Here is a 14,163-nt window from a genome sequence, read left to right as displayed (position 1 = left end):
GCACTCTTTGAAACAAAGCATGTCCCGGCGTGGCAACTGCCTGGACAATGCGGCGATGGAGAGCTTCTTCGGGACGCTGAAGTCGGAGTTCTTTTACCTGAACAGCTTTGACAGCATCGAGAGTCTGGAGGCTGGGCTGGTGGAATACATCCAGTACTACAACCAAGAGCGAATCAAATTGAAATTGAAGGGCCTGAGCCCGGTACAGTACCGGGAGCAGGCCCAACAGGCCCAATCGGCCGCCTGACCCTGTCCAAGTCTCGGGGGTCACTTCACCATGGGGGCTCGATGGCGCCATCCATGGCGCCAACGGTCCTGCCCACCCACACCGCCCCGCATCTGACAGATTTCCTCGGCTGTTGGTAGGTGTCGACCTTGGTCGACACATCTGTCAGACATCGAAATGAATTTGGGGTCAGATCCGTTTCCACAGGAAAACGCATCTGACCCCAAGAGCCGTTCCAACAGACCGCAGGAAACTGTCGAAGGCGGGGTGGGTCCGGTTGCGGGGGCGTGAGCGCCATGGATGGCGCGACCGAGCCTACAGGGACGTATTTACGGCGTCCCCCGCAATCGGACCCACCCCGCCAACCCACAGGAAGTCCGCTTTTGACGTTGCTTCGGCCTTTGCCGTTGCTCCTGCGGGTGCAGGGCTGCAAGCCCTGCCGAGCAACACCCCCTCGTGCACAATGGGGCCGATCCCGCCTGGACACCGTCCCTGATGTCGAGCAAGCCGTATTCAGAAGCCTGCGAGCGCAACCGCGAACCCATCGCCACCGCACTCGACCCGTGGATGGGCGACCGCCACCGGGTGCTGGAGATCGGCAGCGGCACCGGCCAGCATGCTGCCTTCTTTGCCGAGCGCTGGCCCTGGCTGCGCTGGCAGCCCAGTGATCATCCGGACCACCTGCCAGGCATCGAGGCATGGCGTGCCGAAACGGCATTGCTGAATCTGCTGCCGCCGATAGCGCTGCAGGTGGAACTGCCGCCAGCGCCCGGCCTGAACCTGGCACCGGGCAGTACGTTCGATGCCGCATTCAGCGCCAACACGCTGCACATCATGAGCTGGGAACACGTGCAGGCACTGTTCGCCGCGCTGCCACCGGTGCTGCGTCATGGTGCGGTGCTGGCGGTGTATGGCCCGTTCAACTACGGCGGCGGCTACACCAGCGACAGCAACGCGCAGTTCGATGCCTGGCTGAAGACACGTGATCCGCGCAGCGGCATCCGCGATAGCGAAGCGGTGCAGGCGCTGGCCGCCGACCACGGATTCACCCGACTGGGGGATGTGGCGATGCCGGCCAACAACCGCCTGCTGCTGTGGCGGCTGGGCTGAACCGCCGGTAGTACCGGCCGCTGGCCGGCAACCGATTGCCAGGAGGGATGCCGGCCAGCGGCCGGCACGACCATCAGGCCACCTGCACGATATGTAGCGCCTTCGGGTTGCGCCACTGCGCCAGCAGGGCAGCTTCGCGCGCCTTGGCCTGCGTGAAGTGGGCTTCCTTGACGTGGCCGAAGCCGCGGATGTGCTCGGGGATGCTGGCAATCTCCACCGCCAGCGCCAGGCGGTCGTCATCCAGGCCATCCAGCAGCACCTGCACAGTGGCCTCGTAATCACTGATCAGCTTGCGCTCCATGCGGCGTTCCTCGGTGCGACCGAACACGTCGAGTCGGCCGCCACGCAGGAACTTCAGCTTGGCCAGCAGGCCGAAGGCCTTGAACATCCACGGGCCGTATTCCTTCTTCAGCAACCGGCCCTGCTCGTCCTTCTTCGCGAACAGCGGCGGCGCCAGGTGGAAGCGCAGCTGGTAGTCACCCTCGAACTGCTGCTGCAGACGGCGCTGGAAGTCACCGCTGGTGTACAGGCGGGCCACTTCGTACTCGTCCTTGTAGGCCATCAGCTTGAACAGGTAGCGGGCTACCGTCTCGGTCAACGCGGTGGAACCGCCGATGCGCTCGGCCTCGGTAGCGCGCACGCGTGCCACCAGATCACGGTAACGCGTGGCGTAGGCAGCATCCTGGTACTCGACCAGGAAGGCGGCGCGGCGCTCGATCATTTCATCCAGCGAGCGCGACAGGCGCGCGTCGTCCAGCGGCAGGAATGCCACGTCGCCACCGTGCGAGGGCAGGCCGCGCAGCTCGCGTTCGTCGCCGGTGTTGCGCGGTGCAGCGGTGGCGCCCCATTCGTTGCCCTCCCATTCGCCCGGCGGCAGCGGATGCAGCGGGCCCGGGGTGGATTCGGTATCGGTGTGGCGGTTGCGCACCAGGCCGGCGGCCTGCTGCACGGCCTGCGGATCGACCGCGGCCAGGCGGCCCCAGGCGAAGGCCTGCTGGTTCATGGCCACCGCAGCGCCATTGAGCTCGATGGCGCGCATCAGCGACTCGAACGACAGCGGCACCAGGCCCTGCTGCCAAGCGTAGCCGAGGATGAACAGATTGGCGGCGATGGCATCGCCCAGCAGCGCGGTGGCCAGCTGGGTGGCATCCAGCAGCAACGGCTCCTGGCCGCCCAGTGCCACACGCACACCGGCGATGATGTCGGCGGCGGGGAACTGCATGTCCGGGCGGGTGGTGAAGGTACCCGGCATCGCTTCGTAGGTGTTCAGCACCACCTGCGAACGGCCGGCACGCACCTTCGACAGCGCCCAGTAGTCGTTGACCACCACCATGTCGCAGCCCAGCACCAGGTCGGCTTCACCGGCGGCGATGCGCACGGCGTGGATGTCATCCGGGCGGCGTGCGATGCGGATGTGCGTGGTCACCGCGCCGCCCTTCTGCGCCAGGCCGGTCTGGTCGAGCACGGTCGCGCCCTTGCCCTCCAGGTGGCCGGCCATGCCCAGCAGCGCGCCAATGGTCACCACGCCGGTACCGCCGACGCCGGTGATAAGGATGTTCCAGGGCTGCTCAAGCGTGCCGCGGATCGTCGGCGCCGGCAGGTTGTCCAGCAGCGTGGAGGCATCGCGCTTGCTGCCCTTGCGCGGCTGGCCACCGTGCACGGTGACGAAGCTCGGGCAGAAGCCGTTCACGCAGGAATAGTCCTTGTTGCAGTTGGACTGGTCGATCTCGCGCTTGCGCCCGAACTCGGTTTCCTTCGGCAGCACCGACACGCAGAAGCTCTTCTTGCCGCAGTCGCCGCAGCCTTCGCAGACCAGCGAATTGATCAGCACCCGCTTCTGCGGATCTTCCAGCTTGCCGCGCTTGCGGCGGCGACGCTTCTCGGTGGCGCAGGTCTGTTCGTAGATCAGGATCGAAACACCCTTCACTTCGCGCAGGCGCTTCTGCACCTCCTCCAGTTCGCTGCGGTCGTGGAACTCCACGTCGCTGGGGAAGTGTTCGCGCTGGCCGGTCCACTTGCCGATGTTGTCCGACAGCACCATGATGGTGTGGATGCCTTCGGCGCGCATCTGCTTTGCGATGTCCGGCACGCTCAGCGGGCCGTCCACCGGCTGGCCGCCGGTCATCGCCACCGCATCGTTGTAGAGGATCTTGTAGGTGATGTTGACGCCGGCGGCGACCGCCTGGCGGATCGCCAGCGAGCCGCTGTGGAAATAGGTGCCGTCGCCCAGGTTCTGGAACACGTGCGGGGTGTCGGTGAACGGCGCCTGCCCGGCCCAGGTCACGCCTTCGCCGCCCATGTGGGTGAAGGTGTCGGTGCTGCGGTCCATCCAGGTCACCATGTAATGGCAACCGATGCCGGCCAGCGCACGTGACCCTTCCGGCACCTGGGTGGAGGTGTTGTGCGGGCAGCCTGAGCAGTAGTGCGGCACGCGCGGGAAGCTGGCGCGCGGCAGCGCAAGCTCGGCTTCCTTTTCCTGCATCCACTGCAGGCGCTGCTCAATCGACTCGTTGTTGAAGAACTTCTGGATGCGGCGACCGATCACGCCGGCGATGGTGGCCGGGGTCAGTTCACCGGTGGACGGCAGGATCCATTCGCCGCTTTCGTCGTACTTGCCGACGATGGACGGGCGTTGGCCCCAGCTGGCCGGCCAGTTGAAGAACTGTTCCTTCATCTGGCGCTCGATGAAGGCGCGCTTCTCCTCCACCACGATGATGTCTTCCAGGCCCTGCGCGAAGCGCGCGATGCCCTGCGGTTCCAGCGGCCAGGTCATGCCGACCTTGTACACGCGGATGCCGATGTCGGCGCACGCGGCTTCATCCAGGCCAAGGTATTCCAGCGCCTGCAGCACGTCCAGGTAGCTCTTGCCGGTGGTGACGATGCCCAGCCGCGCGCGCGGCGCGTCCATCACCACCTTGTCGATGCCGTTGGCGCGGGCGAACGCCTGTGCGGCCTTCACCGCATAGCGGTGCAGGCGCATCTCCTGGTCCAGCGGCGGGTCCGGCCAGCGGATGTTGAGGCCACCCGGGGGCATTTCGAAGTCTTCCGGCAGCACGATGCGGCGCGCCATCGGATCGACCTGCACCGAGGCCGACGATTCCACCGTCTCGGCAATGGTCTTGAAGCCGACCCAGCGGCCGGTGTAACGGCTCATCGCCCAGCCCAGCAGGCCCATGTCGAGGATGTCCTGCACGCCGGCGGGGTTGAGAACCGGCATCATCGCGCTGACGAATTCGTCTTCGCTGCCGTGCGGCAGGGTCGAACTGCGGCAGGCATGGTCATCGGCGGCCAGCGCCAGCACGCCGCCGTAGCGCGAGGTGCCGGCGGCATTGGCATGCTTGAACACGTCGCCGCAGCGGTCCACGCCAGGGCCCTTGCCGTACCACATGCCGAACACGCCCTGCACGTTGGCGCCGGGGAACAGGTTGGTCTGCTGCGTGCCCCACACCATGGTGGCGCCCAGGTCCTCGTTCAGGCCCGGGGTGAACTTCACCTTCGCCGCTTCAAGATGCTTGCGCGCGCGCCACAGTTCCAGGTCGAAGCCACCCAGCGGGCTGCCACGATAGCCGCTGACGAAGCCGGCGCTATCGATGCCTTCGGCGGCATCGCGCAGGCGCTGCATCAGCGGCAGCCGCACCAGCGCCTGCACGCCACTCAGGTAGATCCGCCCCTCGTTGCGGGTGTACTTGTGGTCGAGCGTGTAGTCACGGTCGAGCAGGTCGGCGGAAGAGGGCGAAGTGAGTTGCGCGGTACTGGTCATGGCTGGCCCGGTAGGATCGGCTGGCACCGGCCGCGTGCACGCACGCAGCGGGAAAGGCGCGAATTGTAGCAGCGGGGCCGCGCAGGCCCCGGCACTCGCGCCCACGGCGGTGCTGGGGTTAGGATCGGGGAGAGAGAGAGGGAGGCTGCAGTCGCGGCCTGGGGAGAAGGGATGTCAGTTCCAGGAAAGATCCTGGCCAGCGTGCTGCTGGCCTCGGGAGCGGCCACGGCGTGGGCCGCGCCGGCCATGCCGGCACCACAGGAGTTCTACTTCGACAATGACCCGGCGGCCACGCCGATGGTGGCGGTGCAGGGCGGGGGCGATGATCTGGTCGCCCAGCTGGTCAAGCTGCGTGAACGCGGCCGCCGTGCGGTCGAGGCCACGGTACAACTGGCCTCGGTGGCCGGTGCGCAGGGCCGTGGCGAGCTGGCCGAGCAGTTGTATGCCGAGGCGATGAAAGAGGCCCCGGCACAGAGCAGCAGTGGCCGCAGCGTTCGCTGGAACTACGGCTGGGACCTGCTGCGCCAGGGCAAGCCAGAGGCGGCGCTGGAACAGTGGCTGGCCTCGGCCGCCAATGCGCGTACCAAGCCGAGCTGGGTGCCGCCGACCTATGCGCTGGCATTGTGGCGGATGGGGCAGAAGCAGGAGGCGGTACAGTGGTATGCGGCTGCGGTACGCACCGAGCCGACGCAGTGGAATACCACGGCCAACTATGCGCAGCTGCTGCCGCAGTGGCGCGAGGATGAGCGTGCGTCGCTGGCCGAGGTGCAGCAGGCCTGGGCGGCCGCACCGCCTGCCTGGCCCTGAGGGAAGGGGTTTGGCCGGGTTGCACCCGGCACCCGCAGAGGCAACAGCCGAAGCAACAGCAACAGCGGGCAATCCGCGGGATGGCGGGGCGGTGTGGGTTGGCAGGACACGCCGTAAACCCCCAGACCGGCCCAGCCGCTGGCGGCTGTGCGTTCGGGCGCTTGCGAAGCAGTGCTTCGCAAGCAAAGCGCCCTCACCCATGGGGGCTCGATGGCGCCTTGCTCGTGTGCGCAGGAAAGCGCACGCGAGCAAGCGGCGACCGAGCTTACAGGGATGTACTTGCAGCGTCCCCTGCGCGGCCTACCCGCCCGGCCAACTGCGGCTGTTGCTTTGAGCGATCAACCACGAGGGGCTGCGCCGTTCGCGGGAACCTCAATCGTCCGCGGAAACCGTCCGTCCCGACGCCCACGCCCGCAATGCCTCCACCTGCTCGGCCATCAGCACCGACAGCGGCCGCGTCGCACGGATCTCGTTCATCAGCAGCTCGGTATCCAGTGGCCGCCCTTCGGCGTGCGCTGCATACAGCCCGGCCACGATCGCCTGTTCGATCTCCGCGCCGGAGAAACCATTGGCCGCGGCCGCCAGCGCCGTCAGCGCGAAGTCGTCGCCATTGAGCTGGCGCCGGCCCAGGTGCAGCCGCAGCAGTTCCACGCGCACGTCAGGCGAAGGCAGGTCAACGAAGAAGATCTCGTCGAAGCGGCCCTTGCGCAGCAGCTCGGCCGGCAGCTCGTGCACCTGGTTGGCGGTGGCGACGATGAACACCGGCGCCTTGCGCTCGGCCATCCAGGTCAGCAGGTAGCCGAGTACACGGCGTGATACGCCACCGTCCTCGCCACCACTGGCCAGGCCCTTCTCGATCTCGTCCATCCACAGCACGCAGGGTGCCAGCTGCTCGGCCGAGGCCAGTGCCTGGCGCAGGTTGGCCTCGGTCTCGCCGTGGTACTTGTTGTACAGCGCGCCCACGTCCAGGCGCAGCAGCGGTACACCGAAGCCGGCGGCGGTGGCCTTGGCCAGCATCGACTTGCCGCAGCCCTGCACGCCCAGCAGCAACATGCCGCGCGGCGGGTCCAGCCCGGCCGGCGCCGAGCCGGCGATGAAGGCCACGCGCCGCTGGTTGATCCAGCGCTTGAGCCGGTTGGCGCCGGCCACATCGCCGAAGCGCGCGCTGTCATGCTCGAAGAACAGGTGGCCGCTGCGGTTGAGCAGCTCGAACTTCAGCCGTGCCAGCTGCGGCAGGTCGTCGTCGCGCAGCGCGCCATCGGCGTAGATCAGCTGGCGCGCGATGCGCCGGGCATCGACCAGGCTCAGGCCCTGCAGGTTCTTCAGGATCTTCTTCACCGCCTCGCTGTCGACTTCGACCCGGCGGCCGCCGTGCTCGCGCGCATAGGCGTCGGCCTCTTCGCGCAGCATCTTCAACAGGGCGTTGGCATCGGGCAGGCGCGGGTTGAAGCGCACGGCCAACGCTTCCAGCTCGGCCGGCAGCTCCACCTTGGCACCGATCAGCACCAGCACATGCGGCTCGCTGTGGCGGCGCTGGATCAGGTCGCGCAGGGCGCGCTGGTGGCTGGCATAGCCCAGGTACGGGTGGAAATCGAGCAGCAGGTAGACCCCGCGCTGGTCGGCCTGGCGGATCATCTGCAGGGCCGCGCTGGCATCGGGTGGCCCGACCGGCGGGTCTTCACTGTCCAGGTCGATGCGGCGCAGGCCCTCGGTGATCGACCAGCGGTGCAGCGCCCGCCATACGTGCATCAGCGTCTGCCGGAACAGCTCGACGATGCGACCCTCGTCCTGGGTCTCGATCACGATCAGTGGGGTATTGGCGCGGATCAACGCGCTCAGGTCCTGCAGTTCGCTCATGCCGGTTCGATCCTTCGGGAGCGCCACGATAGCAAAGGCGATGGCCGCTGGTTCAGCACGACGCTACCTCCCGTCACCATCGCCGGTGTACGCTCGGGGAACGTACCCGGAAGCGAGGCTGGCATGAAGACGATCCTGGTGGCCGGTTCCAAGGGCGGGGGGGCAAGACCACCGTCGCCACCCACCTGGCCGCGTACGCGGCATTGCAGGGCAAGGCCACGGTGATTGCCGATGCCGACCCGCAGGGCTCCAGCACCCGCTGGGCACAACGCCGTGCCGGGCTGGAAAGTGCGGTGCTGCCGATCGACGTATATCGGAAGAAGCAGTGGGCGCAGAAGCTGCCCGACGGTACCGACACCGTCATCATCGATGCGCCGGCCGGCGCCCTGGCCGACGATATTCCCCATTTCCTCGACGCTGCCGACGCGGTGGTGGTGCCGGTGCTGCCCTCGGCGCTGGATATCGAAGCCATCGTCGGTTTCCTCAACAGCCTGGCCCAGAACCCGCGCGTGCACAGCCGCAAGCTGCCAGTGGGTCTGGTGCTCAACCGTACCAAGCCCTGGACCCAGACCTCGCAGCAGGCGCTGCAGATGCTGGGTGAATGGCCGTACCCGGTGGTCGCGCAGCTGCGCGACAGCCAGAGCTATGTGGTCATGACCGGCCTTGGCCGCAGCCTGTTCGACTACCGCTCGGCCCAGGTGCGCGAGCACCAGGCCGATTGGGAGCCGCTGCTGTCCTGGCTGAAGCTTTGATGCCTGCATCACCCTTCCTGCTGCATCCTCTTCTTCATGGAAACCCGCGATGCGTGAATTGATCCTGCTGCGCCATGCCCATGCCGAGCCGGCGACCCCCGGCCAGGCCGACCTCGACCGGCCGTTGTCACCGGTGGGGCTGGCCGAAGCCGAAGCCGCCGGCAAGTGGCTGAAGGAGAACAACCTGCTGCCGGACTGCGTGCTGTGCTCGCCGGCGCGACGTACCCGTGAGACCCTGGAAGCGGTGATGACGGCCATCGGCTATGTCGAGAAGCGCCTGGAAGACCGGATCTACGAAGCCACCCCGGGCACCCTGGCGGCGCTGGTGGACGAGCGTCGCGACCTGGACCGGGTGCTGATCGTGGGCCACAACCCGGGGCTGGAGCAGCTGGTGGCCCTGATGACCGACGGCACCAGCAGCGACTACCGCGGCATGCCGCCGGCCGGCATTGCCGTGCTCGGCTTCCCGCGCGAGGCTTCGATCGAGCCGGGCGTGGCCAGCCTGAACGCGTTCTGGTGGCCGTGATCCAATGAGCCTGGCGCGGCGCAGCCGCTTTCTGCTGCCCGTGCTGCTGGCTTCCGGCGCGGCCTGGCCTGCCGCGCCTCCTCCGCCAACGCCAACGCCCCTGCCGCCGGTGGTCGCCGAAGCGCATCGGGTCCTGCGCCTGGACACCCAACGCTCGCAGATCGGTTTCGAGGTGCGCACCCGCTTCGGCCAGCGCATCGAAGGCGTGTTCCCGCACTTCGAGGGCCGCATCGAGATCCTCTCCGATGGCCGCCACCAGGTGCACCTCAAGATGTTCACGCGCTCGGTCGAGATCCCCGGCAAGGCGCGCTATACCGGCTGGATGCGCGGCGAGGAATTCTTCGACGCGGGCCGCCACCCGGTGGTCGAGTTCGACTCGCTGCCGTACTGGCCGGAGACCGTGGAAGAGGGGGGTGACATCAACGGCCGGCTGACCCTGCGCGGGGTCAGCCATCCCGAGAAGCTGAGGGTGGAGAAGGCGGAGTGCGCCCGACCCGGCTATGATTGCGACGTCGTCAGCCGCGGTACCGTGCAGCGAGGCCGGTATGGAATGGACAGCTGGCAGCTTGCCTTGAGTGATCGTGTGACCTTCGTATTGCGAGCGCGCCTGAGCGAGGCGCCGAAACCGTGAACCTCCTGCTGCGTGTACTGGCGCTGGCAACCGTGTTGCTGGGCAGCGGTTGTGCATCGCTGTCCAATACCCAGCGCGACCGCGCCGAAGCGATCGCCGTGCAGGCGCGCTCGACCCAGGTCGACTGCCAGCGCGCCGACCGCTGCGCACAGGACTCGCCGCTGCGGGCGCTGGCCGGCCGGGCGTTCACCGAATCCACCCCGGAGCAACCGCGCCACTACGCCACCCTGCTGGACGAGGGAGAAGGCGCCCTGGTGGCGCGGCTGAACCTGTTGCGCAGCGCCACCCGCAGCATCGACCTGCAGACCTACATCTTCGACAAGGACGACAGCGCCCGGCTGGTCATCGACGAACTGCTGGCTGCATCGCGGCGCGGGGTGAAGGTGCGGGTGCTGATCGACCAGCTCTCGGCGATCTCCGACCTGCAGATCCTCGGCGCGCTGTCCGGCGCCCACCAGAACTTCCAGCTGCGGGTCTACAACCCGACGTTCGGCAAGGCCCGGCTGAACTACTTCGACTATGCCGGCAGCGTGCTGTGCTGCTTCCGGCGCTTCAACCAGCGCATGCACAACAAGCTGCTGGTGATCGACGACGCAATCGGCGTGGTCGGAGGCCGCAACTACCAGGACGACTACTACGACTGGGACCGCGAGTACAACTTCCGCGACCGCGACGTGCTGATTGCCGGCCCCGAGGCGCGTGCGATGGCGGCCAACTTCGATGCCTTCTGGCGTGCCCAGCGCAGCGTGCCGGCCGAGCGCCTGAATGATGTCGGCCGCACCCTGCTGCGCGAGGGCGTGCCGGCGCTGCCCCCCGCCACGTTCCGCCGCCCGGAACGGGTGCAGCGGGTCAGTGCCGAAGCCAATGACATGGACTTCGTCACCCGTTCCTTCGTGGATACCGCGCTGCCGGTGGCCTCGGTGCGCTATGTCGCCGACCTGCCGCGCAAGCACCGGCGCGAGAAGGCCGATGCCCCGCTGGCTGGCCAGCACGTGACCGAGCCCCAGCTGGATGCGCTCATTGCCGGTGCGCAGAAGGAAGTGATCCTGCAGACGCCGTACCTGGTGCTGTCCAAGCCCGCGCAGAAGCTGTTCCGCGAGCTGCGCAAGCGCCCGCAGCCACCGCGCGTGGTGGTGTCGAGCAACAGCCTGGCGGCCACCGACAATCCCATCGTGTATGCGCTGTCGTACAAGTACAAGCGGCGCAACATGCGCGAACTGGGCTTCAACATCTTCGAATACAAGCCGTTCCCGCTGGATGCGCCGGTTGATTACCGCAACCTGCTGCCCGACCCGATCGCCGCCCCCGGGGCAGACGACGACGGCGGCCGCAACCCGCTGATCGGCGGCAGCGCCGCCGGCAGCAATGCCGGGGGGGGCAGCGAGGGGGACCGGGCAACAACGCGCAGGCAGGCAGTGGTGAATCATCCGCGTACCGGCAGTGCCTACCAGAACGCGCGCGAACGCCGCCGCGCGGCCGGCAGCGAGGTGGAAACGCGCTTGCTGCGCACCGAAACGCGGCCCTCGTTCCTGGGCAGCAAGGCGGTCAACAAGCCATTGCCGGTCACCCGCAAGGGCGCGCGCATGGGCCTGCACGCCAAGTCGCTGGTGGTCGACCGCCGCATCGGCGTGGTCGGCACCCACAACTTCGATCCGCGCAGCGAGAACTACAACACCGAAGGCGCGGTGATCATCGATGATCCGGTGTTTGCCGAGCAGCTGGCCGAGAGCATCCTGCGCGATACCCATCCGCAGAACTCCTGGACGGTGGCGCCGCGGGCCAAGCCGCCGGTGCTGTCGGGGCTGAACTACAGCGTCGGCAAAGCCTCCGAAGCGCTGCCGATCCTCGACTTCTGGCCATGGCGCTATGCCACCGACTACGAGTTCAAGCCCGGCCCGGACTGCCCGCAGCCTCTGCCACGGCAGGACCCGGAGTTCCATCGCTGCTACGTTGCCGTCGGCGACTTCCCCGAAGTCAACGTCGGCCCGAAGTGGCTGCTGGTGCGCATGCTGACCGCATTCGGTGCCGGCCTCGTTCCCATTCTCTGAAGGTGACCGCATGACCCAGGTGTTCCGCGAAGCCGTTTCCCTCGAGCAGCTCAATGCGCTCAGCCGCAACACGGCGATCGAATCCCTGGGCATCGTCTTCAGCGCAGCGGGCGAAGACTGGCTGCAGGCCACCATGCCGGTGGACCAGCGCACCCGCCAGCCCTACGGCATCCTGCACGGCGGGGCCTCGGTGGTGCTGGCCGAGACGCTGGGCAGTAGCGCCGGCAACCTGTGCGTGGATACCGCAAAGCAGGTCTGCGTGGGCCTGGAGATCAATGCCAACCACGTGCGGGCGGTGCGCTCGGGGATTGTCACCGGCACTGCCCGCGCACTGCATGTGGGCCGCAGCACCCAGCTGTGGGAGATCCGCATCGAGGACGAGCAGGGTCGCCTGGTATGCATTTCGCGGCTGACCCTGGCGGTGGTGGCGGCCGGCCACGGTTGAGCCCCCGGTCGGGCGTGTTGACGACGGCAGAACCCAGCGTTCCCCACCGATTGCCCCGGTCAATGGCGGTTATGGCCTAAATCGGCTGGCAGCTGCTGCGACGCTCCGGTATCGTGCGCGGATGACTTCCCCCACTCCGGCCCCCCGTGGCGGCGTGGCGCGTGTGTGCCGTTACCTGTACCGCGTACCGCTGCTGTTGGTCCACATCACCGTGTTCCTGCCGCTGATCCTGATCGGCATGCTTCCGCCGTGGGGCGAGCTGCGCGTGGGCGAGGATACCTTCGGGGCGAAGGTGGTGAACTGGTGGCAGGGGGGCCTGATGTGGATCTTCGGCTTCCGCCTGGTGCAGATGGGCGCGCCGCTGCCCGGTGCCGTGCTGTTCGTGGCCAACCATGTCAGCTGGGTGGACATCTGCATCCTGCACAGCCAGCGCATGATGGGCTTCGTCGCCAAGCGCGAAATCGCCAGCTGGCCCCTGGTCGGCTGGCTCGCTGCGCGCGGGCAGACCATCTTCCACCAGCGTGGCAACACCGAGTCGCTGGGCGGGGTGATGCAGGTGATGGCCGATCGCCTGCGTGGCGGCAAGGCAGTGGGCGTGTTCCCGGAAGGGCGCACCCGCGGTGGCCACGAAGTGGGGCCGTTCCATGCCCGCATCTTCCAGGCCGCGGTTGAAACCGGCGTTCCGGTGCAGCCGGTGGCGCTGGTCTATGGGCTCAAGGGTGACGCACAGACCATCGTGGCATTCGGCCCCGGCGAGAGCTTCTTCGCCAATTTCCTGCGCCTGCTCGGTGAGCCGGCGCGGCGTGCGGAAGTGCACTTCCTGGCACCGATCGGTGCACAGGACCTGGAAGGCCGTCGGCGCATCGCGGAGACCTCGCGCGCGCGCATCGTGGCGGCCATGAGCACCGGTTGAGGGCACGGTGGCCCTGGTTCCGCCACCTGTCCTGGACGCCGGTACGCCGACGTTGCATGCGGCTGACTACCAGCCGCCGCGCTGGCTGCGCAACCCGCACCTGCAGTCGATGCTCAGCTCCAGCCGCATGCGCCTGCAGCGCGGCCTGCTGCTGCTGGCGGCCACCGGCGCGGTCAGCGAAGAGCTGATCCTCGACGGCGGCGATGGCGTGCGCCTGCAGGGCTGGCACAGCCATGTCGAAGGCCGCGAACCCAAGGGCATGGCCCTGCTGCTGCATGGCTGGGAGGGCAGTGCCGAATCCAGCTACATGCGCATGGCGGCCGCGCGCATGATCGAACAGGGTTTCGATGTCGTGCGGCTGAACTTCCGCGACCACGGCAACACCCATCACCTGAACCCCGGCATCTTCCACTCCAACCTGATCGATGAAGTGGTGCATGCCGCAGGAGACATCGCCCAGCGCTGGCCGCAGCTGCCGCTGGTGGCGGCCGGCTACTCACTGGGCGGCAATTTCGTGCTGCGCCTGGCCCTGCGCGCGCCGGCCGCCGGCGTACCGCTGCTGCGCGTGGCCTCGGTGTGCCCGGTGCTGGACCCGGGGCTGACCATGGAGAGCATCGAGAATGGTCCGGCAATGTACGACTGGTACTTCCGACGCAAATGGGCCGGCTCGCTGCGCCGCAAGCGCGATCTGTTCCCCGAGCTGAGCGACTGCGACGACCGCGTGTTGAAGCTGGATATCCGTGCGCTGACCGCCTGGTTGGTTGAACGGCATACCAGCTTTGGCTCGCTGCAGGCCTATTTCGATGGCTACTCGATTGCCGGTGACCGCCTGTCGGCCCTGCAGGTGCCGGCCGACATCCTGATGGCGCAGGACGACCCGGTGATTCCCTATGCGACCTTCAGCGACTGGCAGCTGCCGCGCCACGCGCGGCTGGAGACCGCCTGCTGGGGAGGCCACTGCGGTTTCCTGGAGAACTGGCGGGGCGACGGCTTCTCCGAACGGTGGGTGGCGCAGCGCCTGCAGCGGGTGCTGGCGGGCTGAACCGGCACCGGCGCGTGGACCGCTACAATGCGGGTTTGCACTCGAA

General features: G+C 67.7%; 11 protein-coding genes and 1 pseudogene. 10 read left to right on the top strand and 2 right to left on the bottom strand.

Going from position 1 to position 14,163, the window contains the following annotated elements; genetic code table 11:
- Both BN1263_RS06315 and BN1263_RS06310 read left to right on the top strand, forming a co-directional pair.
- A partial coding sequence (locus tag BN1263_RS06315) for an IS3 family transposase (protein WP_144435329.1) occupies nucleotides 1-247 on the top strand: 247 nt, incomplete at its 5' end.
- Nucleotides 248-721: 474 nt separating this feature from the next.
- The gene (locus BN1263_RS06310; protein ID WP_058980261.1) at nucleotides 722-1,336 is read left to right on the top strand and encodes a DUF938 domain-containing protein; all 615 of its coding nucleotides are present in this window, start codon (nucleotides 722-724) and stop codon (nucleotides 1,334-1,336) included.
- A gap of 73 nt (nucleotides 1,337-1,409) precedes the next feature.
- Here BN1263_RS06310 and BN1263_RS06305 read toward each other — a convergent pair whose 3' ends face one another.
- Nucleotides 1,410-5,096, bottom strand: a complete 3,687-nt coding sequence (locus BN1263_RS06305; RefSeq protein WP_058980260.1) for an indolepyruvate ferredoxin oxidoreductase family protein — start codon at nucleotides 5,094-5,096, stop codon at nucleotides 1,410-1,412.
- 171 nt (nucleotides 5,097-5,267) lie between these two features.
- On the opposite strand from BN1263_RS06305, the gene BN1263_RS06300 reads away from it, so the two are divergent.
- Nucleotides 5,268-5,903 (top strand): tetratricopeptide repeat protein, encoded by a 636-nt coding sequence (locus BN1263_RS06300; protein WP_019661950.1) that lies wholly within the window; start codon nucleotides 5,268-5,270, stop codon nucleotides 5,901-5,903.
- Between the two features lie 372 nt (nucleotides 5,904-6,275).
- Here BN1263_RS06300 and BN1263_RS06295 read toward each other — a convergent pair whose 3' ends face one another.
- The gene (locus tag BN1263_RS06295; RefSeq protein WP_058980259.1) at nucleotides 6,276-7,760 is read right to left on the bottom strand and encodes an AAA family ATPase; all 1,485 of its coding nucleotides are present in this window, start codon (nucleotides 7,758-7,760) and stop codon (nucleotides 6,276-6,278) included.
- Nucleotides 7,761-7,883: 123 nt separating this feature from the next.
- Here BN1263_RS06295 and BN1263_RS06290 point away from each other — a divergent pair.
- From BN1263_RS06290 to BN1263_RS06260, 7 genes and pseudogenes are all read left to right on the top strand, one after another.
- Nucleotides 7,884-8,512 (top strand): annotated as a pseudogene (locus BN1263_RS06290) (nucleotide-binding protein).
- A 49-nt stretch (nucleotides 8,513-8,561) separates the two neighbouring features.
- Entirely contained in the window at nucleotides 8,562-9,038 is a 477-nt protein-coding gene (locus BN1263_RS06285) for a SixA phosphatase family protein (RefSeq protein ID WP_019661948.1), read from the top strand.
- A gap of 4 nt (nucleotides 9,039-9,042) precedes the next feature.
- Nucleotides 9,043-9,669 carry a YceI family protein gene (locus BN1263_RS06280; protein WP_019661947.1) on the top strand — a complete coding sequence of 209 codons (627 nt, stop codon included), beginning with the start codon at nucleotides 9,043-9,045 and terminating at the stop codon, nucleotides 9,667-9,669.
- Nucleotides 9,666-11,717 (top strand): phospholipase D family protein, encoded by a 2,052-nt coding sequence (locus tag BN1263_RS06275; protein WP_058980258.1) that lies wholly within the window; start codon nucleotides 9,666-9,668, stop codon nucleotides 11,715-11,717. The genes BN1263_RS06280 and BN1263_RS06275 overlap by 4 nt, the downstream gene beginning before the upstream one ends.
- Nucleotides 11,718-11,727: 10 nt before the next feature.
- Nucleotides 11,728-12,162: a hotdog fold thioesterase gene (locus BN1263_RS06270; RefSeq protein ID WP_021204081.1), complete on the top strand. Its 435-nt coding sequence runs from the start codon at nucleotides 11,728-11,730 to the stop codon at nucleotides 12,160-12,162.
- A gap of 121 nt (nucleotides 12,163-12,283) precedes the next feature.
- Nucleotides 12,284-13,075 carry a lysophospholipid acyltransferase family protein gene (locus tag BN1263_RS06265; RefSeq protein ID WP_058980256.1) on the top strand — a complete coding sequence of 264 codons (792 nt, stop codon included), beginning with the start codon at nucleotides 12,284-12,286 and terminating at the stop codon, nucleotides 13,073-13,075.
- A gap of 52 nt (nucleotides 13,076-13,127) precedes the next feature.
- A complete protein-coding gene (locus BN1263_RS06260; RefSeq protein WP_026347255.1) occupies nucleotides 13,128-14,117 on the top strand; it encodes a YheT family hydrolase in 990 nt (329 codons plus the stop codon).
- Nucleotides 14,118-14,163: the final 46 nt, after the last annotated feature.

This window comes from Stenotrophomonas thermophila (genome assembly GCF_001499715.1).
Taxonomy (GTDB): Bacteria; Pseudomonadota; Gammaproteobacteria; order Xanthomonadales; family Xanthomonadaceae; genus Stenotrophomonas; species Stenotrophomonas hibiscicola.
This window is presented reverse-complemented; position numbering and strand designations above follow the sequence as displayed.

Coding starts and splice junctions, on each gene's coding strand:
- BN1263_RS06310 (WP_058980261.1), top strand. CDS start 722: ATGTCGAGCAAGCCGTATTCAGAAGCCTGCGAGCGCAACCGCGAACCC.
- BN1263_RS06305 (WP_058980260.1), bottom strand. CDS start 5,096: ATGACCAGTACCGCGCAACTCACTTCGCCCTCTTCCGCCGACCTGCTC.
- BN1263_RS06300 (WP_019661950.1), top strand. CDS start 5,268: ATGTCAGTTCCAGGAAAGATCCTGGCCAGCGTGCTGCTGGCCTCGGGA.
- BN1263_RS06295 (WP_058980259.1), bottom strand. CDS start 7,760: ATGAGCGAACTGCAGGACCTGAGCGCGTTGATCCGCGCCAATACCCCA.
- BN1263_RS06285 (WP_019661948.1), top strand. CDS start 8,562: ATGCGTGAATTGATCCTGCTGCGCCATGCCCATGCCGAGCCGGCGACC.
- BN1263_RS06280 (WP_019661947.1), top strand. CDS start 9,043: ATGAGCCTGGCGCGGCGCAGCCGCTTTCTGCTGCCCGTGCTGCTGGCT.
- BN1263_RS06270 (WP_021204081.1), top strand. CDS start 11,728: ATGACCCAGGTGTTCCGCGAAGCCGTTTCCCTCGAGCAGCTCAATGCG.
- BN1263_RS06265 (WP_058980256.1), top strand. CDS start 12,284: ATGACTTCCCCCACTCCGGCCCCCCGTGGCGGCGTGGCGCGTGTGTGC.